The organism is Algoriphagus aestuariicola (assembly GCF_017254835.1).
Classification (GTDB): Bacteria; Bacteroidota; Bacteroidia; order Cytophagales; family Cyclobacteriaceae; genus Algoriphagus; species Algoriphagus aestuariicola.
Genome location: NZ_JAFKCW010000004.1, coordinates 249,904 through 270,078 on the forward strand (window position 1 = coordinate 249,904; position 20,175 = coordinate 270,078).

The following is a 20,175-nucleotide window of genomic DNA, read 5'->3' on the forward strand; positions in this document are numbered from 1 at the left end:
ATGCCAAATAGGAACTGTCTGATTCTTACCCAGTATCGAGAAGACGGCCTTTACAACGATTTCATTGGAAAGTTTTATCATTTTCCCGCAACGGGAGACAAGAATTATTTGAAGCAATTCCAATCACTGCCGATTGAAATCGTTTATTATGAGCCTGAAAAAAGGGGTAAGGGTGAGTTCTATGGATATGGGCAAATCAAGAGGCCTCCGTTTGAAGATAAACGGGAACCCGGTTACTTTTTTGTGGAAATTTCTGACTATAAGCCTTTTGCCCAGCCCGTGCCTTTCAAAAATGAAGAAGGTGAAATACTGGAAAAGCTCTATAACACGGAACACTACAATTACAATAATGCAGTTAGGCATATAGCACCGGAGTTTCTTGATGCCCTCTGTTTGGACGGAAGAATCCAACTAAACTTCAAAGCGGACGCACATCTCATCAAAGTACTCGGAGAACAACTCATCGGGTCGGAAAAGGTGGGTATTCTTGAACTTGTTAAGAACGGTATTGATGCCGGAGCAAGTTATTGCAGAGTAAAGATTGAAAAAGTTGGAGGTATCAGTGCCGCTGAATATGAATTTGGAGAGTTTGATGGTCCCGTTATTGTAATAGAAGATAATGGGACTGGAATGAATCGCGAAATTATTGAAAAGGGTTGGCTGCGACCCGCTTCCACCATAAAGACAAACGTTAAGGAGAAGTTAAAGGAAGAGCGAAAAAAGGCCGAAGCATCCGGGAAGCTGGGAGCATACAATGCCCTTATCGAACAGCTAAAAAAGGAACATGAAGGCAGGATTCCATTGGGTGAAAAAGGTGTCGGACGTTTTGCTACACATAGGCTCGGGAGGAATCTTGTTATAAAGAGCAAGCCCGTAGCTTCCCCGTTCGAGTATGTCCTAAAGGTTAATTGGGATGCGTTTGACAAAGTTTTCGATACTACGGTGGATTTGGACTCTATCGGCGTAGAACTCACACGTCAAGCACCTAGTAGGGACTACGGCGAAACTAATTCCGGTACTCAAATAATCATCTATGGTGGCCGAGAAGGGTTCGAGTGGGATGAAAAGAAAATTCGCGATATCAACAAGTCAATTCTTCGACTGAATTCACCTAACCCCAGTCCCGGTAAAGTGAAAACTTCTTTTCGGGCATTTGTAGAATGTCCGCAAATCCCCGATTTAGAGACAAAAGAAATATACGAAAGCTTCACACCTAATTTCAGCTTAGAAGCTCTAGTCAACAAAAAAGGTGTTGTTGAGGACTATACTTTGAAATTCTCTCCCCCAAAATCAGTTCCGCTTTCAGAGGAGATTTGGACGGATAAGGATTACGATTTGAAAGTTTCGTCTCCTTATTGGCGTGACGAAAATGGAGAAATTAGAGATCCCGTGTGTGGTGGCTTTTATATACACTTGGATGCATGGTATAGGAAAAAGCCGTGGATTGACGGGCCGGAAACCGGGGAGATGATTTCTTACTTGTACGAATACGGAGGAATATCCATTTATCGTGACGACATAATAATATTCCCTGCCGAATCGGGTACCAAAAATGATTGGCTAAATCTATCCAAACGTCATATTAAGCAGGGATTCCGCATCTCCTACTATAATATCATCGGTAACATCGAAATAGAGCAATCCGAGAACATTGACCTTGTGGATAAGACCAATCGCGAGGGGATGATAGAGAATTTGGCTTACGATGACCTGGCTAAGCTCGTTGAGACCATCATTCAGAACATTCTTGAAACACGCTACATAGCTAAACGCGATGAGCACACCGACCTTACCAAAGGATTAATTAGAGATCCCAAAACCTTAAGTTCTATTGCCATGCAAAACTCTGTCATTTTGGATGGAATACAGAAAAATTATCCAATCGAGGAAGACCCTTGGAGAATCCTTCATCAACTTGGGGAAACGGTTGATGAAAGAAAGGGTGGATTAGTCAATATAGACTCCTCTATCAAGAATTTGAAGAAGAGCATTGATCTAATCGAGGAAGTTCAGGAGCGAATGGCCGAGCATGCTGGATTTGGAATAGCTGCTGCCGTATCTATTCATGAAATAACCAAAATTACTGCCAACTTCTACAATGGAATCAGCCAGATGATTAAGTCAGGGCAGGCAGACAAGGTTCGACTTGAAGATCTGAAAAGTGCTTCGGCTTCACTTAATTCGGAACTGAAAAGGCTAAGCCCGTTGAGAGCAATCCGCAATGAAAATCGCAGGGAGTTTACGATTGTTCAATCTGTCAAATATGCTTACGGTGTATTTAGTCGAAAGATGAAACAAGAAGGCATAGAGTTCGAATTCGACTCACAAGTTGATTTCCCTCTATTTGGGAGATATTCCACACTCAATCAAATATTGGGGAATCTTTTTGATAATAGTATTTATTGGATTTTAGCTTCGGGAAAAAAGCCCCGAAAAATCAGAGTTGAAATCAACAGTCGCCATCGAACCTTAGTTTTTGCGGATTCGGGAACCGGGGTTGACCAGACTATTCAACCATACCTTTTTCAGCCGGGATACAGTATGAAAATTCCACCAAGCGGCTTGGGACTATACATATGCAAGTCATACATGCATTCAATGGGAGGTGATATTCACCAAACAACGGATCGAGAAAGAATAAATGGTCTTGCAGGAGCACAATTCACTATCGAGTTTAGTAATGTCCCTAAATCAAAAGAAGAGGCATAATGAAAAGAAAAATATGCATTGTTGATGATTCTCTCCCCGCCTCAGACTATCCTGACTTTATTGATGAAACAAAACTTCTTGATCAGTCAATTTTGAGATATTTATGTCATCACCACGAAAGTTGGCCTGAGGAACCTTTAAGAAAGCTTCTTCTTGAAATACTCTCAAACCATACGGATTGGACAGTTAGCGCTTTTTTAAATCCTGATTTTTATTTCAATCATGTAGAAGAAGAAATCTACAGCCCCGAAGTAATAATATTTGATTGGGATTATGCAACAACATCCGTTGCTACCGAAGAGCATTTATTAAACATTTTGCGATCTACATATTCAGTTGTTGGTATTTTTACAGGAGCAGATAAGAAGGAGGAGATAGACGGAATTTTGGCTCAACCAAATTTTCAGCCATATATAGAGAGTAGAATTCGTAAGGTTGAAAAGTGGACCGCAGACTCTGTTGCTATAATTCTAGATGAAGTCAATAAACGTTTTGATAGCAATTTTTCATTCAAATTAGGACAAGAATTGAAATTTAACGCGGTCAAAGCATTGGATTCCATCTTGGTGGATATAGGGGAAATGTCTTTTGATGAATTCATTTGGACTTTTGGTCATGAAAGTGGTGGAAATGGAAGAACTATAACGGTAAACGAATTCATAGAAATACTATCTGAAAAGTTTAGGAATAATTTGGCGAATGCGGACTGGTCTGAGACAACATTCCGAAATGCAAATCCAGCAAATGTGGCCGAGGTATTAGTTAGAAAATTATGGTCCTATCGTTTGTATAGATTTCCAAAAGATGATTTAGTTCGAGTCGGCGATATCATATCAAAAGTTGGAGGCAACAATGATGAAAAATTTCTAGTGATTTCATCGGATTGTCATATGAATCAATTGTGGAAGAAGAACTTTGGTTCTGTGACCTTAATACCACTTTTTGCAAATACTAAAACAAGCGAAACTTTTGCGAATAGGCTACTCACTGCACAAAATCGAAGTGAAATACGAAACGCAAAAGCATCGTCAATGATGAATTTAAGACCGTTTGATTCCTTGACTTTAATCAGCAGTATTCCTTCAAAAGATATTGAAGGGAATGTTATGTTCACTGATTATGTTGCTTTCCCTCGTTCGGTATTATCCATTGATGTCCCCAAACCTACTGGCTTGGAACAGCATCAGGTGAGACTTCAATCACTTCTTTACTCACATCTTCAAGACTATACGGGTGAAGAGAGGCTCAACCTAAACGAGCCTTTTCGTAGTCCGTTAATTCAATACTGTGTTAATGCAATTACCGGATACGGAGCTCCTGACTATCCAATAGAACTTCAATCTTCAATTAAAGGAAGGTTTAATGAGAATTTTAGCCAAGAATGATTCATCAAAAAACGTTTGGATATCCCGGAGCATATTGAACCACTGAATCCGGAATAGTTTCCGAAGAAAAAATTTCGCATCAAAAAAGGAAGCTGATTAGGCTACCTTCATAATGATTTAATGAAAAGGTGTCTTTACGTAGTCTTCCATTTTAGATTGGAAACCACCTTATTGGCATATTCAAGTTTGTCTGGAAAGAGTACTCTTTTCGAAGAACTATTCAAAGAAGTATTCTTCTGAATTTTCACCCCCAGCTTGCTGGCACCCTCTAGTTTTTTCTTCGGTTTCATGGCGGTAAAGTTAAGTCAATTTTCGTTTAACAAGGAATCCATCGTAATTTTCACCAATCCTGAACACCTCTACAACGGATTCTTTTTCATTAATGTTCAATCCAAATAGTTCAAAATCAGCATTTAACTCCTCTAAATTCATGGTGATAGCCATCCTGTAGAGCCTTGTTCTTTCCGCTGTACTTCCCGCAAAGAAAACGGCCTTATCGGGGTATTTGGATGTGAATTCATACACAGTTGCAGCTATCGTCGCCAGGATTTTATTCCTGTCCTGATTGTTGTTTCTGATATGGTCATCAATGTTACCATTTTCAAGTTTATCCCCAAACCCCAGATTGTAAATATCAGGATTGCTGGTTTGTGAAAATTGAACGACTTTTCTGAACTCTCCGTTCGGTCCTTCGCTGGTAAACTCAAACTCTAAAGAGTCACTCGATCCGGAAATGGATTCATATTTATCGTAATTCATTATAGGTGATTATTCCCAGTCGAAATCCAGTAATACTTTGGGATGAACTTTTAAAATTTTGGCAAATCTTTCCAATTCACTTATACCATAGTTGGTCTCGCCTCGAAGTACTCTTCCGATTTGCCTATTATCGTCAGCTTGAAAAAGCTCGGCAATTTGATCCTGTCCAAGGTCTTTCTCCTTAGCAATTTCAAGAATTCTTGCACTTACTTTTTTGATAAAATCTTCGTTTTTGTAATTAGGCTTGCGTCCCACATGACAATACTGGATATTTAGCTAAATTTTTGTTAGGACATATTTGTCCTTTTAATTGTTTTAATTATCTTAGTTGTGGTTAAAGAATTCTTTAATCCGCAATTATTCTTTTGAATGCATTTGCACTTGTGAGTCTCGTCTTAGGAAACTGGTAATTTCAATTGAGGAACGGGATAAATAAGTGAGAATGCTCACGCCTTTGGCGTGGGCTACTTACTTGCTTGTTCCTCAGGTATACCAGTGCCTCTAAGACAGCTAGTTTGGGTTCACGCCTCTTTTTTTGGCCTGGTCTCAACTTCGACTTAGTTATAACCCAAGTATCATGGAACAGACCTTGATTTTTTCTGGATTGAAGCGCTTACCGGGACGGAAATTCTGGAAAGAGAGGCTTGCTGTTTTGCTCCTTGGGGCACTGTGCTCTTATTACCTATTACAATCCGGTTCTACCTACTCAGGAGATCCAGGTCCCGGTTCCGCCGACCGCCTCTTTCCCCTGAAACCCAAGAACCCGATTTGAATTAGAGCCTATGACTTATGCGTTTAGCTCAGATCATAAGATTGTGGGGATTTCTTCGGTCTTCCGTCTCCGGTCTTCCGACCTATTTAAAACGGTTCTCTCTTGAAATTCAGAAGCTTTCTGTTTTGACGAGATTGCAATTAGTCATAGAAACTTAACACTTTTTCTCCCCGATTGCCCGACTAGGAGGTTGTACCTCCGGTTGGCATACCACCACTGATCCGGGAGTGACGAAAGCAGCCGTCGACGGTGATCTGTCGACCGCTGACCAAATGATAAGCCTTCCGCTGCAGGGGAATCTTTGCTTATCCATTCAATCCATTTCTTAACCTGAAGCTGGCTGTACCGATAGCCATCGGGAGGTCGGGTGGGAGGGGATTGTCTCGTACGAAGTACAAAGTACCATGTACCAAGTAGTGCGATGCTCTTGACACCTACCACTATACGGCTGTTGACTGTCGACCGTGGACAGTGGTCCTAACGATGAGACTGCCGCGTCGCCCTCACGGGCTCCTCGCACCTGTCCCGAAGGATTTCGGGAGTGACGTCTCCGGACTGCGGTCTTCCGTCTCCGGTCTCCGGTCCCTGAGCCTGTCGAAGGGCCAGCTTCCAACCTCTAAAAGCATATGGAAAAATTCCTACAAACATGCTTCCTGGCACTGCTATGCCTTATCGGAAGCACCTTCTCAGCCCAGAGCAAAGTTGCTGAGTCACCCGGGGCCGATCTTCTTCATAGGTTCGCCGGCCCCACCGTCTCCCCACATTCAGGAGACACCCATCGGGGAGGGGAAACTCTCTCCGATACTTTCCTCTACAGTACATCGCATGACATCGACGGTGGTCCGTGGTCGGTAAGTCTGTCGAATCCTTGGACTGCGGTCTGTGATCTGGAAACTGCAAACTGCAAACTGGAAACTGCCCACTGGAAAACGGGATTTAGTTTAGTTGATGACTCTACTTCCCCAGGGCAGGAGGATAGCATCCCTTCTGCCCGATTGGAAGCTGGCAGGTTTCACCTGGAGCTGCCAGCAGGATCCGCACCGGATACCATCTGGGTGAGCTATTGGGAGCATTTTCTCAAGGAGCATTCGGACGTCACCCCCGGAACGAGGATTCCATTGGTGGCCGAGACGGGTTCCTTTTTCGAAGGCAGTGCGGGCTACAAGTCCTTCCGCTGGGAGCTTGGGGACGTTGATGCCCCGCTTACCTTCAGCATCCGCGTCGGCAAGAAGCAGTTGGTCCGCTATTGGACACTGGTACCGGGCGACCAGGTGCGTATGCGGGTGGATCTGGATGCTGGGAGATCCTATTTCTCCGGGCCCTCGGCAGCCTTCTTTGCCGCACAGTACGAGGTGGACCGGGTCTCCGCGGAGCAGCGCATGGGCTTTGTCCCGCTCATGGTCACCGGTGATCTCGAGCGGATGCTCTCGGACTCCCTGACCGCACTGATGTACGACAGGTCCCGAAAACTTCCCGAGTCCCTGTACCAGACCATGGACTTTCTGGTGCCGGGCAAAAATGAGTCCGACGTCTTGGAGGGCTACCTCGCCACGCCTTTGGAGGACTATCCCTTGATCCATAAGCTGGAGGCATTGCTGACCGGACTGGATGGACTTCACCGGGAGGTGATCATCCAGCAGGCCTATGGGGAGACCCTTTTCAATATCCTCAGCAAGCTCAAGCTCGGAAAGCCCATGCTGCTGGAGGAACCCCATGCCTCCCGCTTCCGGGAACTGGTGGCCTCCCTGCCGGTGGCTTCGGAGGAATATCTTTCCCCAGCCTATTTGGCTGCCCTCTACGAGCTGACCCTGCTTCGGGGTAAGCTATCCGGCTTGCCGCTCAGCCAGCTGCTGCAGGACTATCCCTCCGCGGTGTCCGACCGCATCATCGGCCTCTACGTGCTGGACCGCTTCAAGCGATTGGACGGGGAGCAGGCCGACTTTGTGGAAAAGGCCATGGCCGAGGTGGAGACCCTATGGGTGTCGCAGCTGCTCTCGGAACTGCGGCAAAGGTCCCTGCGGGGAGCCCTGCTGGATACCGATCCCTTGCTGGACAGGCAAGGGAATCCCTTTGACTTGGAAGCGCTGAAGGGGAAATCCCTGGTGATCTCCTTTTGGGTGTCGGGGTGCAAGTTTTGCATCCGCTACTACCAGGAGTCGCTCCGGCCGGTATTTGAGGAGTTTAAGGGCCGGGAGGACCTCGTCTTTGTCTCGGTCAATGCGGACATGGATACTTCGATATGGGAAAGGGAAACGAATACTTGGAGGTATTCCCATCCCGAAATGGTCCAGCTGCACCAGGACGCCAGCACCGGCATCCTGGCCGACTACCGGGTCGGCACCTTCCCCCAAAAGATGCTCGTCGACTCCGGACACCGCCTTTTCCTGCTCACCACCAACCAGTACAGTCCGGAGGCCCTGGCCGACAAGATCCGGACGATGCTGGATACCCCACAAACCTATACCCATCCTTAATCCCTGAAACCATGAAAAAGAATCTTATCCTGCTTACCGCCTTGCTCTGCTGGGCCCAGCTGCTGTTGGGCCAAGACATTGTCCCCCTGCGGGGAAAAGTGCTCTCCAAGGAAGATGGCAGCCCCCTACCGGGAGCGCTGGTTGTTTTGGGCGACTCCAAGAAAATGGCCATTGCCGATGAGGAAGGCATCTTTGAGCTGTCTGCCCCAGAGGGCCTGTACAGCTTGAAAGTATCCTACCTGGGCATGTTGGCTCTGGAACTCGAAGTGGTGGTACCCCACGCCGAAGAGCTGGTGCTGCTGATGGAGCCCGATGTCCAGTCCCTGCACGGGGTTACGGTCATGTCCACGGGCTACCAGGACCTTCCCGCAGAGCGGGTGACCGGTTCCTTCGTGGCCCTAGACCGGGATCTGGTCGGCCGGCGCGTGAGCACCAGCCTCGTTGACCGCCTGGAGGACGTGACACCAGGACTGATCCTGAACCGCGGACCGAATACCGGAAGAGACCAGATCTCCATCCGGGGACGGTCCACGCTCTTTGCCAACACGGCGCCGCTGATCATCGTGGACAATTTCCCCTACGATGGGCCGCTGGAAAGCATCAATCCCAACGACATCGAGCAGATCACCGTGCTCAAGGATGCCGCCGCGGCTTCCATCTGGGGAGCGCGTGCGGGAAACGGGGTGATCGTGGTCACCACCCGATCCGGAACCAGGGGCAGCGCACCCCGTGTCAGCTTCAATTCCAACGTCAACCTGTTTGAGGAAACCGACCCCTTCTACGTCCCCCAGATGAACATGGGCGACTTCGTGGACATCCAGAAGCGCCTCTTCGAAAGCAATTTTTACCGCTCCCAGGAGATCAGCCCCAGCAAACCCGCACTTCCGCAGGTGGTGGAGACGCTGATCGCCGAGCGGGATGGCCGGATCACGGCGGAGGAAAGCGAAAGACGGCTGGAGGGGTTTAAGGGCAGTGACCTGCGGTCGGAGTTGCTGCGCTACTACTACCGCCCCCGGATCAACCAGCAGTATGCGCTGCAGGTGTCGGGAGGGGGAGCGGCCAACACCTACCTCTTCAGCTTGGGCTATGACGACAACCTCCATGAGATCGAAGGCAACGGGGACAGCCGCTGGACCTTGCAGGGCAAAAACTCCTGGAATTTTCTGGACGACAGGCTGACCTGGACGGCCGGGATCTACCTGAGCAAGTCCAAGGGCAACACGGGAACGCAGGTGCCGCAGGACGATCCCTACACCCGGCTGGCGGATGACTCGGGCAATGCGTTGCCCATCTACTTCACCGTCTCCCAGCGGTACGTCGAGTCCATGGCCTCCAGCGGACTGCTGGACTGGAACAGGTATCCCCTGGAGGAAATCGGAACCTTGGACATAATGGATGAAGGTTTGGATGCCCGCTTTCAGACCGGTTTGTCGTTTCGTATGCTGGAGGGGCTACAGGCGGAGGCTTCCTATCAATACTGGACAAACAGGGGTAGAGACAGGGCACTCAGCCCCCAGTCAAGCTTCTACGTCCGGGATATGATCAACCGCTTTTCCCAGATCGAGGACGGGGTGGTCACCCGACCGCTTCCACTGGGTGATATCCTGGATTTGGCCGAGAGCGATGCCTATTCCCATACCCTCCGGGGGATGCTGACCTACCGGAAGAACTGGGAGGGAAAGCACCAGCTGAGCCTCATTGCCGGTACGGAGATCCGTGATCTCCAGTCCGAGTCCAATTCCTTTAGGTACTATGGGTACAATGACCAGCTGGGAACCAGCAAGGCGGTGGATTTTCTGACCCGGTTTCCCTACGTCTATAATCCCTCCCTGTCCGCCACCCTGGAGTCCAACCAGTCCCACTCGGGCTTTACCGACAGGTTTGTCTCCTTCTATGGAAATGGGGGCTATACCTTTCGGAACAAACTGGACCTGACGGCCAGCATCCGTAAGGACCAGTCGAACTTCTTTGGTCTGGATGCCAATAGGAGAGGGGTGCCGCTCTGGTCTGTCGGAGCGGGGTGGACGCTGAGCGAGGAGAGGTTTGCGGGTTTTCTCAAAGGGTCCTATCTGAAATGGAAGGCCAGCTATGGCTACAGCGGTAACCTAGACAAGAGCCTCTCGGCAGAGATGACCGCCAGCTATTTCAACATGTCTTCCTTTGCCCTTTTGCCCAACATACCGGCTGCCCATATTTCCAACCCGCCCAATCCGAACCTGAGCTGGGAGAAGGTGGCGATCTGGAATACAGGGATAGACTTCGAGTCAGCAACCGGCAAGTACCGTGCCTCCCTGGAGGCCTACCGCAAAAAGGGGGTGGATTTGGTCGGGCGTTATGACGCGATGTTCTCCTCGGGCTTTTTGAGCATCACCTCCAACTATGCGTCCACCCAGACCAGCGGGGTGGACCTGGTACTGGGGGCGGACTGGCTGCCCGGAAAGCTGAAGTGGAGAACGGACTTCTTCTACTCCCGCGTGAGTGATGAGGTCACCCAGGTCGATATAGACTACAGCGCTTCGGCGCTGGCCGCATCCGTGTACAACGCCAACGCCATCCCGGTGGTGGGCAAGCCCATCTTTTCGGTGTATTCCTATCCCTGGGCCGGGCTCAACCCGGATACGGGCAGCCCGCGCGGACTGCTGGACGGGGAACCTTCGGAAAACTACTCGGCAATCCTGTCCGCGGCAAGCCTGGAAAACATGGTGTACCATGGCCCTGCCAGACCCACGGATTTTGGGGCGATGCGAAATACACTGCAATGGAGGGGATTCAGCCTCTCGGCAAACGTTTCCTACCGCTTTGGCTACTACTACCGACGCAGGTCTGTCAACTACTTTACCCTGTTACGGGGGCAGATCGGGCATGGGGACTACGAACGACGATGGATGGAGCCGGGGGACGAGGAGGCTACCCAGATTCCCGCGCTTCCCGCTTCGGCAAACTCCCAGCAGAACACCTTCTACTCCAACTCGGCGGTACTGGTGGAAAAGGGAGACCACATCCGACTCCAGGACATCCGCTTGGGCTACGGCATGGAAAAGGACCGCATGCCTTGGCTGCCGTTTGCCCGAATTGAGCTCTATGGCTATGCCAACAACCTGGGTATTCTCTGGAAAGCCTCGGACGATGTCTTGGATCCGGATTTTCAGACCTCCAAACCCCTGCGAAGTTTTGCCTTCGGGTTGCGGATGGATTTCTGATCCCTGGCTTTACTGAACTGGTAACAATCGGCTATTAAACGAACAAAAAGATGAGAAAATTGATAAAAAACCTGAAGGCAATGGGCTTTGCGGCTGTTGCCGCATTGACGATCTCCTGCGAGGGCTTTCTGGACGAAAAGCCCAGCAAGTCCATCCTGGTGCCGGAATCGGTGGCCGAGTTTGAGGCCATTCTTGACAACTACGACCGGCTCAGCAATACGGCTCCCTTACCCTTCCTCTACTCGGATGACTACTGGACGACCGAGCCCAACTGGCTTCGGTTTTCCCCCTGGCAACAGCGGGCCTATGCCTGGTCCATGGAGCCTTACCTGTTGGAGGAAACTCCCCAGGATTATTTCAACCTCTACAGAAGGATATTCATGGCCAACGTGGTGCTCGAGAAGCTGGACGAAGGCCCTGACTGGAAACAGGAGGACATTGACAGATTGAGGGGCAGAGCCCTGTTCTTCCGGGCCAGCGGGTATTTTGAGCTTGCCGTGTTGTTTTTGGCCCACCCGGCCGAGGGGACGGCTTCGGCGCCAAAGATACCGCTCAAGTCCAGTAGTCGCTTTGACCGGGTGGACGGCTGGCTGGATGCGTCCCAGGCTTTTGCCATGATCCTTGCTGACCTGACTACCGCGCTTCCCCTGCTCCCTGAGAAAACGGCTCTGCCCACCCAGCCGAGCCGCTTCGGTGGCTATGCCCTGATGGCGAGGATCTACCTGTATCTGGGGGACTATGGGAAGGCAGCGGAGTCTGCGGAGCAGGTTTTGGAAGGTGGATTTGAACTGATCGACTATGCCAAGCTCAACATGGACCTGGCCTTTCCCGTGTCCGGCTTCAATTCCGAGGTCGTCCTCTTTTCCTTTATGGGGAGCCAGTCCATGGTGACATCCAACAATGCGGCCTTTGTGGATTCGCTTCTGGTCAGGGACTACGATGCCACGGACTACCGAAGCAAATTTCTGTTTCGCAACACCGCCGGATTCCATTCCTTCAAGGGAAACTACACCGGTACTCCGGATATTTTCTCGGGCATCGCCTTGGATGAGGTACTGCTGGTTTTAGCCGAAGCCAACGTGCGTTTGGGACAGGTGGATGAAGGGTTGGTCTATCTCGACCGGCTGCTCGGAAAGAGGATTGCGGACTATCAGCCCATGGAGTCGATGGAAGGGGAGGAGGCATTGGAAACGGTGCTGGATCACCGAAGGAAAAGCCTGTTGTTTCGCGGACAGCGCTGGATGGATTTGAAAAGGTTCAGCGTCTTGGATTCCAAGCGTCCCCTGCTCCAAAGAAAGATCAACGGGGAAACGGTGGGGTTTGAGGCACAGCCGGGCAACTTTCGGGTGATGGTTCCTTCCAGCGAGATCCAGTAGGCGGGTGATGGGAAAAAGGCCGGAAGATTATCCCGGCCCTACCTTGCCCTATGGGGCGACTACCAGATTGTCCTCGTTTTGGACAATGAACTTCTTGCCCCGGCTGGAGTCCTCGATGGGGCTGCCCATACCGTGGGGAGCGTCATAGAGGCAGCCATCTTCGTCTACTTGGTCACAGACGTAGGTGTCGTTGTTGGGCGTCGTCGATGTGACGTCGTACCAGGTGCCGTTTTCCTCCCCGTAGAGGTTGTTGGCCTCGGGGGAAGTGAAGGCAAGGGCGGCAAAGGCCGCCAGCGCCATTGCCAAGGCTGGCAAGTATTTAAGTGGTTTGTTCATGATTACGCCCTGTTTTTTAACCAATCAAAAACAGGGAAACCGTTTGTGGTTATTTGCCTACTCTAAAAAGGGTTTTCGGCATCGCCCTTTTGGGAGGTCCATCAGTTGCAAGCTTGCCTCTCAACTCAAGCTTCCGAGAGGGATGGGCCTCTTTATAAATAGGGTTTTCTAAACGGGCTGCGGAGCGGGAGTCGGGCCAGCAGTCAGCACTGGCCCGCCCCGCTCCATTTTTTTGACATTTTCACTAAGGATCTATTGATATTCTGTCGGCTATTAGTTATATTTCTATATGAGAAGTTGAGAATCTCCCTTAAAGCCCTATCACCTCATGGCCCAAGAAACCCTCTTGGGCTTTTTTTACATCGCGTGGTCAGTGCCTGCCTCGCCGCTAGGCGGGTCCCCACGGACCATCGGACCAATTGGCGTCACCGCTCCGTCCTCCGGCAGAAAGCTCGTTGCGGCTGCCATGTTTCCTGCGCCGGAGGTCAATGGCATTTTTGTCTTTTTTACCGTGGGTTACAGCCTTCGTACCTCAGGCCTCACCCACGGCTATTCATGGTTGGACCCCTTTGGGGTCAGACTCCAAGCCCCCGGCCTTTGGCGGACACACATCCCACTTCGGATAGGCGCGGTGGACCGACGTGGACCTGTCCGCCGCAGGAGGAAGCGGGCCGGCGTCCGGCTTTGTGCGGAGGGAGCTTTTTTGCGTCTTGACCCTTTGGTTCCACCCCTGCGTCCCGGCTCCTCGCTAAAAATACCCACCGGGTATTTTTTTAACGCTCGGCCCTCCCCCAAGGCCTGTGCCTGCCTCGCCGCTAGGCGGGTCCCCACAGACCATCGGACCATTTGGCGTCCCCGCTCCGTCCTCCGGCATTTTTTCTTCTGCTGTCACCATGTTTCCTGCGCGGGAGGCAAAGGCATTTTTGTCTTTTTTACCGTGGGTTACAGCCTTCGTACCTCAGGCCTCACCCACGGCTATTCATGGTTGGACCCCTTTGGGGTCAGACTCCATGCCCCCGGCCTTTGGCGGACACAAATCCCAATTCGGATAGGCGCGGTGGACCGACGTGGACTTGTCCGCCGCAGGAGGAAGCGGGCCAGCGTTCGGCCTTGTGCGGTAGGAGCTTTGCCACGTCTTGACCTTTTGGTTCCACCCCTGCGTCCCGGCTCCTCGCTAAAAATACCCACCGGGTATTTTTTTGACGCTCGGCCCTAGGTCAAGCCAAAAGGACGAAGAGAAAGAAATTGAGGTTCCTCATTGTCCTGATTCTCCACCGATACGTATCGGTGCTGAACTTTCCCACCTATCTCCAATACCTCCTCGGCAAGGAATCTCTTGTCCTCACAATAGTCCTTGGCCGAGGTGGATTAAGGGTATCCACATTTACCGAGGGTTAAAACCCCCGGCTATGATATCGGCCGTGCCTACGGCACTTCCTCGCACCTTACCACTCTTGTGCTGAGGGGTCCTGATGAGCCCGTCGAAGTATGGTCACTGAGCCTGTCGAGGTATGGTCACTGAGCCTGTCGAAGTGCCAGTCTCCCAATACCTGTTCTTTATTCCCCATTTTCCAACCCTTTAACTTTACCACGTTCCAACCTTTCAGCTTTCATACTTCATCTTTCTGCCTTCCATCCATATCTCCAATACCTCCTCGGCAAGGAATCTCTTGTCCTCACAATAGTCCTTGGCCGAGGTGGATTACGGGTATCCACATTTACCGAGGGTTAAAACCCCCGGCTATGATATCGGCCGTGCCTACGGCACTTCCTCGCACCTTACCACTCTTGTGCTGAGGGGTCCTGATGAGCCCGTCGAAGTATGTCGAAGTATGGTCACTGAGCCTGTCGAAGTGCCAGTCTCCTAATCCCCAATCCCCATACACCTGTGCTGAGCTTGTCGAAGCATCCAACCCTTTAACTTCCAGCCTTCCAGCCTTCACACTTCAGCTTTCATACTTCAGCTTTCATACTTCATCTTTCTGCCTTCCATCCATATCCAAACTACCGCCATCCCAATCAAGCCCAGATTCATCCAGAAATGCTCCGCCCATCCCAGACTCTCCAACACCCCGGCACAGTTGCAGGGCACCCTCGGAAAAGCTCCCACCCAGATCAGCCCGACATAAGTGGTGAACACTGACAGCAAAAGAATGCTGGCTAGATATCCCCACCATCTGGTAGCTGAAAAGAGTAGGAGCAGGGCAATCAGCAACTCAACTCCAGGCACTAAGTAGCTCAAGGCATCCGCCAATTCCGGCGGAAACGTCTGGTTGTGAAATGCCTTCCTGCTGGATTGAAAATTGACGAGCTTTTCCAGTCCCGTATAGGTCCACAAAAGGATCAGAAAGGAGGAGAGTGTCTTTTCCATTTCATGTTCTTTGAAATCCATAACTCGGACGCTCTACCCAACGGACTCCCTCTCCTCGAGGAAGCCTGTCCCGATGAGCGCGGCGATATAGGGAAGGGCTGGGGTGAGGTAGGCCACTTCCGACTTTCCCCAAACCGGATCAGTTTGTCCAGTCCGGTGTAGGCCCAGAGGAGAATAAGTAAGGAGGGGCTTGTTCTTTTCATCGGAGGTTCCAGATAGAAGTATCTGAAATTAAACCCCACTTTGAATTTTGACTAAGTCAATTGTCGGGAATGCCCAGTTGACTTAAATAATCCGACAATTGACGGTTTTTTGACTTAAGCCATTAAAAATCGTGACCTAAATTTTGAGAAGTCAATTTCTTAACATTAGATTAACATTGCGTTTTTAGTTTGAATGTCAGTAAAGCCAGTTTTCTCACCCTGAACATTGGATCTTTTTTCAAATAAGTATAATGCCATGGAACAAAAATTCATTTCCCAGTTGATCTCGGATTACGATCAGCTCTTGAAACTACCCCGAGAAGCGTATGAGATGGTCATTCCAAACCTGAAACAGGTTACCTTGAAAAGAGGAACGGTAATCAAGGAGTATGGAAAGGCGGATGTCGTCAGCAGGTACCTCTGCGAAGGATTTATCGGTTCTTTCAATTCAAATGGAGAAAAAATCGAGCTATTTTCAATCTTCAAACCTTCGGACACTGTTTTTGACGAAGTTTCCTTTCGAACGGGTATCGCCAGCTCCACGGTTTTAAGAACTATTTCAGACGTTACTTTTCTGGAATTCCCTTCAGATGCGGAGTCCAAACTTTTGGCACAACATTCCCGATTTTCACTCCTTGCACACCGAGTGGCACATAGAATTACCGAAAGAAACAGTAGAGTCCATGCCATTGCCAAACTGGGACTTGAGAATGGGTATGCGGTCCTGATGAAGGAATTTTTTGGTCTGGAACGTGAAATAACCAATTCGGATTTAGGCTCCTTTTTTGGAGTTTCAACCAGAACGGTGGAGCGGTGGAAGCATGACCTCAAAAGTAAGAGCCATGACTAACCTGATTTTCCCTTCCGCACTGAATAGCCATACCCCAATCCTGAATGTCAAAATCCTTCGGTGGGCATGGAAGGTAGGTTTGTTTGAAAGTCCTTCTGAATTGGAACGATGCCGAATCCAAAAGGTCAATTGGTTTGCAGGGTATCTATTCCCAGAGGAAAACTCCGATAAATTGGAGCTGATCATGCGATTTTTCCTATGCCTGTTTCTTTTGGATGATTTACTTGACACCTTTCCGGAATCCGATTCTTCGCCATTTTTGAAAGGACTGAAAAACAGCATTGCAATAGCCAAGCATCCTAGATTAAGTCCTTTAGGAAAAGCCCTACTACAGTCCCATGAATCGTTGGGAAACGGAGTTTCAAGTCAGATTTGGCGTTCGGAGTGGATGGAGGCTTGGGGGCAATATCTTTCAGGACTTCAATGGGAAGTGGATAATAAATCCAATGACCAAATGCCTCGACTGGAAGACTACCGAATGCACAGACCCTCGAGTTCGGGAGTTTATCTGGCGATCCACCTACTCAGATCCGAAGACCACCCTGATTGCTGTGAGGCTGATTTGCTGGAAGATAATGTCGCCCGATTTATTTGCCTGTCCAACGATGTAATCTCCTACGAAAAGGAATTCTCCATTGGAGATTTTCACAATGAACTTATCATTCTGGGTAATGCTCTGGGTGAGAATGTAAAACCCTGGGCAATCCAGGAGATCAAATCAATCCAAAAACGGATAATGGTACTTGCAAAGCAAGTCGGTTCTAAGTCCGAAGCCTGCCAACTATGGGTGGAGCGTCTTTTTTTACTCTTGGGTGGCTGTCTGGCTTGGACAGAGGAGACTTCCAGGTATATGGCCTATGTCAACGGAAATCTGAAATCCAGCTAAATGAAAGGAGGACATCATGCTCAGAAAACGTTGCGTCATTTATCCCAAGGATATCCAGATCATTACCGGGCGGAGTGAGCGATACTGTCACGCCCTGATCAAAAAGATCAAAATATTCTATGGTAAGGATGATCACCAGTTCATCACTCAGGAAGAATTCTCCGATTTTTCGGGAATCCCCATCGAACAGGTGGCACAGTACATCATCTGAACCACCCCAAGGTCACCGCTAAGATTTACCCCTGATTTTCCCGGCGACCGGCTTTTTGAAAAAGATCATGAAAAACAAGTCCAAACCAATATCGGGCATTCCTTCTATGACTCATCTTCGTCTCATCTTCGACTCAACTTCGACTCATCTTTGGGTTTTGCCAAGAGTTGATACGGTTCAAAGGCCTAGAAGAGTCCCTGTTGGTCCATGATTTACAACCTAACCCCATCCCTATGGCGATTTCAGACGATTATTTTATGGGCAAAGTATCAGGAAAGCTGGGCAACCTGATCATTTACCGGCGCAACGGGAAGCTTTGCTACCGTTCCAAACCTGAAAAAATCTCTGTTCCTCCCTCTTCCAGGCAGATCTATCAGCGCAAAGCCTTTGCCCGGGTTTCCTCTTTTTTGGCACCGATCCGGAGTGAGCTGGAAATTGGGTTCTCCGGAATTCCGGGAGAAAACTCCAAGCGCTTTGGCAAGGCCCTTTCCCTGGCAGTGAAAAAGGCCGTTATCCCTGAAAACGGGGAACCGGTCCTATATCCTGAAAAAGTCCAGACCTCAATGGGAGATTTATTGCCTCCTTCCGACTGTCAGCTTTTTTGGGAAAATGAAAACAGGATTTTGCTAAACTGGAGACCAAATTCCTTTGAAGGAAACGGGAAGGAGGGGGACAGGATTTTTTATCTGGCCTATGATCCCCAGCAAAAACAAAAGTGGAGCGTGACAGAAGGGGAGTATCGCAAAAATGGGGGTATGGTGATTCAATTTCCCTGGTCCGGCCCTTTGTCAGGGAGGTTCTATCATTTTGTTTCCTTTTACAGCAAGCGCAAAAGCGGTTTTGAATTTTCGGATTCCGTTTGTTTGGGAAGGATTTGATGGGGGTAAGGCTGGTCGGGATTTGTAATCTCGACCCGATTTCTTAGGATTTTCAATCCGTCGATGCTTTGTTCTCCGTACCTCGGCATCAACCTTTCGATTCCAACCATATTCCTGCGCCGAGGTCAATGGCATTTTTGTCTTTTTTACCGTGGGTTACAGCCTTCGTACCTCAGGCCTCACCCACGGCTATTCATGGTTGGACCCCTTCGGGGTCAGACTCCAAGCCCCAGGCCTTTGGCGGGCACAAATCCCAATTCGGATAGGCGCGCGGGCCGACGTGGACCTGTCCGCCGCAGTAGGAAGCGGGCCGGCGTCCGGCCGAGTGCGGTTAGGACTGAGCGTGTAGGATTAGCCCGCCGCGGCGGGCTAATCTAGCGAGAGCCTGTCCCGATCGCGCAGCGTATCGGGAGGCCAGCTTGCAGGGCGGGCCACGTCTTGATCGTTCTTTTTCATCAAAGCCTGTCCCGATTATTTCGGGAGAAAAAGAACATAAAGAAATCAACGATGGAGGTTCCAGAGCGCCTGCCCCAACGGTTTTTACTTCCACCTGCATTCAAATTCTCCTCGGCATTTCCCGTCTGCTTCCCAATTCCCAATTCCTCTCCACTGGTCAGTGCCTTCCTCGCCGCTAGGCGGGTCCCCACGGACCACTGGACCATTTGGCGTCACCGCTCCGTCCTCCGGCATTATTTCTTCTGCTGTTACCATGTTTCCTGCGCCGGAGGTCAATGGCATTTTTGTCTTTTTTACCGTGGGTTACAGCCTTCGTACCTCAGGCCTCACCCACGGCTATTCATGGTTGGACCCCTTTGGGGTCAGACTCCAAGCCCCAGGCCTTTGGCGGGCACAAATCCCAATTCGGATAGGCGCGTTCGGGGGACAAACCGTTAGGAAACAGCCCGGTGGGCTGTTTTAGGTTTGGGCCAGACTGTAGGGTTGGCAAAGTTACTCCGGCGTCTGGCCTAGTGCGGTAGGAGCTTTGCCACGTCTTGACCTTTTGGTTCCACCCCTGCGTCCCGGCTCCTCGCTAAAAATACCCACCGGGTATTTTTTTAACGCTCGGCCCTCCCCCACGGCCTGTGTCCCCACAGGCCCCTCTTCTCCGTCCACTCCACCGGTCAGTGCCTGCCTCGCCGCTAGGCGGGTCCCACGAACCATCGAACCAGCGTCACCGCTCCGTCCTACGGCACTCATTCACCTATTCTGGGTCCTGACTTCGAACCCCGGCCTTTGGCGGACACAAATCCCACTTCGGATAGGCGGGTGGGCCGACGCAAAAGCGGGCCGGCGTTTGGCCCGGTGCGGTAGGAGCTTTTTTGCGTCTTGACCTTTTGGTCCTTTTGGGTCAAGCCAAAAGGACGTGAAAGAAAACAACCGTCGAGGTTCCTGAGGCTTCACCAAAGCCCTGTTGCTTGAATGCTGGATTATTTACCAAATCAATCGCCTTTTCCAATCCATATCCCTGTGCTGAGGTTGAAACTTCTAATCCATTTTACCTAGTGTTAAAACCCCAGGCTATGGCATCGGCCGTGCCTATGTGACCGTGGTCTGTGGACCATTGACCAAAGTTCCACCAAAGTCATCCTACACAGACCTCGACTTCGCTCGATCTGACACGAGACATGCGGCATCCGACTGCCTGCCGCTTACCGCAAACTGTACACTGCCATTTCCTTCCCAATCCGCGAAATCCGCATAGACCGCACATTCGATTGATAGCCAAGGCACTAGGTCTGACCTTGGGAGCATGTTTCACTTAAAC

At 50.0% G+C, this 20,175-nt stretch carries 18 protein-coding genes; 11 read left to right on the plus strand and 7 right to left on the minus strand.

The window, feature by feature from the left end; translation table 11 throughout:
- A complete protein-coding gene (locus J0A67_RS17280; protein WP_206570647.1) occupies positions 1-2,709 on the plus strand; it encodes a sensor histidine kinase in 2,709 nt (902 codons plus the stop codon).
- Complete coding sequence (locus tag J0A67_RS17285) at positions 2,709-4,094, plus strand: hypothetical protein (protein ID WP_206570648.1); 1,386 nt, start codon at positions 2,709-2,711, stop codon at positions 4,092-4,094. The genes J0A67_RS17280 and J0A67_RS17285 overlap by 1 nt, the downstream gene beginning before the upstream one ends.
- Positions 4,095-4,394: 300 nt before the next feature.
- Here the strand turns inward: J0A67_RS17285 and J0A67_RS17290 are convergent, their stop codons facing one another.
- Both J0A67_RS17290 and J0A67_RS17295 read right to left on the minus strand, forming a co-directional pair.
- Positions 4,395-4,853, minus strand: a complete 459-nt coding sequence (locus J0A67_RS17290; protein ID WP_206570649.1) for a DUF6934 family protein — start codon at positions 4,851-4,853, stop codon at positions 4,395-4,397.
- A 9-nt stretch (positions 4,854-4,862) separates the two neighbouring features.
- Positions 4,863-5,108, minus strand: a complete 246-nt coding sequence (locus tag J0A67_RS17295; protein ID WP_206570650.1) for a helix-turn-helix domain-containing protein — start codon at positions 5,106-5,108, stop codon at positions 4,863-4,865.
- A gap of 1,143 nt (positions 5,109-6,251) precedes the next feature.
- Between J0A67_RS17295 and J0A67_RS17300 the strand changes: the two genes are divergently transcribed.
- From J0A67_RS17300 to J0A67_RS17310, 3 genes are read left to right on the plus strand one after another with little or no spacing between them, the layout of a single operon-like run.
- Complete coding sequence (locus J0A67_RS17300) at positions 6,252-8,099, plus strand: TlpA family protein disulfide reductase (RefSeq protein WP_206570651.1); 1,848 nt, start codon at positions 6,252-6,254, stop codon at positions 8,097-8,099.
- Between the two features lie 11 nt (positions 8,100-8,110).
- Entirely contained in the window at positions 8,111-11,299 is a 3,189-nt protein-coding gene (locus tag J0A67_RS17305; RefSeq protein ID WP_206570652.1) for a SusC/RagA family TonB-linked outer membrane protein, read from the plus strand.
- Positions 11,300-11,349: 50 nt separating this feature from the next.
- Positions 11,350-12,675 carry a RagB/SusD family nutrient uptake outer membrane protein gene (locus tag J0A67_RS17310; protein ID WP_206570653.1) on the plus strand — a complete coding sequence of 442 codons (1,326 nt, stop codon included), beginning with the start codon at positions 11,350-11,352 and terminating at the stop codon, positions 12,673-12,675.
- A gap of 48 nt (positions 12,676-12,723) precedes the next feature.
- Here J0A67_RS17310 and J0A67_RS17315 read toward each other — a convergent pair whose 3' ends face one another.
- Positions 12,724-13,011, minus strand: coding sequence for a hypothetical protein (locus J0A67_RS17315; protein WP_206570654.1), 288 nt, complete (start codon positions 13,009-13,011; stop codon positions 12,724-12,726).
- Positions 13,012-13,339: 328 nt separating this feature from the next.
- Between J0A67_RS17315 and J0A67_RS17320 the strand changes: the two genes are divergently transcribed.
- Positions 13,340-14,227, plus strand: coding sequence for a hypothetical protein (locus J0A67_RS17320; protein WP_206570655.1), 888 nt, complete (start codon positions 13,340-13,342; stop codon positions 14,225-14,227).
- Between the two features lie 744 nt (positions 14,228-14,971).
- Here the strand turns inward: J0A67_RS17320 and J0A67_RS17325 are convergent.
- A complete protein-coding gene (locus J0A67_RS17325; RefSeq protein ID WP_206570656.1) occupies positions 14,972-15,382 on the minus strand; it encodes a MauE/DoxX family redox-associated membrane protein in 411 nt (136 codons plus the stop codon).
- A gap of 3 nt (positions 15,383-15,385) precedes the next feature.
- Between J0A67_RS17325 and J0A67_RS17330 the strand changes: the two genes are divergently transcribed.
- The 5 genes from J0A67_RS17330 to J0A67_RS17350 all read left to right on the plus strand — a co-directional run bounded on the left by J0A67_RS17330 (position 15,386) and on the right by J0A67_RS17350 (position 18,410).
- Positions 15,386-15,544 (plus strand): hypothetical protein, encoded by a 159-nt coding sequence (locus J0A67_RS17330; protein ID WP_206570657.1) that lies wholly within the window; start codon positions 15,386-15,388, stop codon positions 15,542-15,544.
- Positions 15,545-15,841: 297 nt separating this feature from the next.
- Positions 15,842-16,435 carry a Crp/Fnr family transcriptional regulator gene (locus tag J0A67_RS17335; protein ID WP_206570658.1) on the plus strand — a complete coding sequence of 198 codons (594 nt, stop codon included), beginning with the start codon at positions 15,842-15,844 and terminating at the stop codon, positions 16,433-16,435.
- Positions 16,428-17,321 carry a terpene synthase family protein gene (locus tag J0A67_RS17340; RefSeq protein WP_206570659.1) on the plus strand — a complete coding sequence of 298 codons (894 nt, stop codon included), beginning with the start codon at positions 16,428-16,430 and terminating at the stop codon, positions 17,319-17,321. The genes J0A67_RS17335 and J0A67_RS17340 overlap by 8 nt, the downstream gene beginning before the upstream one ends.
- 16 nt (positions 17,322-17,337) lie before the next feature.
- The gene (locus tag J0A67_RS17345; RefSeq protein ID WP_206570660.1) at positions 17,338-17,532 is read left to right on the plus strand and encodes a hypothetical protein; all 195 of its coding nucleotides are present in this window, start codon (positions 17,338-17,340) and stop codon (positions 17,530-17,532) included.
- A gap of 233 nt (positions 17,533-17,765) precedes the next feature.
- Positions 17,766-18,410, plus strand: coding sequence for a DUF6266 family protein (locus J0A67_RS17350; RefSeq protein WP_206570661.1), 645 nt, complete (start codon positions 17,766-17,768; stop codon positions 18,408-18,410).
- A 540-nt stretch (positions 18,411-18,950) separates the two neighbouring features.
- On the opposite strand, the gene J0A67_RS17355 is transcribed toward J0A67_RS17350, so the two are convergent.
- The 3 genes from J0A67_RS17355 to J0A67_RS17365 form a co-directional block, all read right to left on the minus strand.
- On the minus strand, positions 18,951-19,148 hold the full coding sequence (locus J0A67_RS17355; RefSeq protein ID WP_206570662.1) for a hypothetical protein: 198 nt from the start codon (positions 19,146-19,148) through the stop codon (positions 18,951-18,953).
- Positions 19,149-19,358: 210 nt separating this feature from the next.
- The gene (locus tag J0A67_RS17360) at positions 19,359-19,607 is read right to left on the minus strand and encodes a hypothetical protein (protein ID WP_206570663.1); all 249 of its coding nucleotides are present in this window, start codon (positions 19,605-19,607) and stop codon (positions 19,359-19,361) included.
- A gap of 390 nt (positions 19,608-19,997) precedes the next feature.
- Positions 19,998-20,162 (minus strand): hypothetical protein, encoded by a 165-nt coding sequence (locus J0A67_RS17365; protein WP_206570664.1) that lies wholly within the window; start codon positions 20,160-20,162, stop codon positions 19,998-20,000.
- Positions 20,163-20,175: the final 13 nt, after the last annotated feature.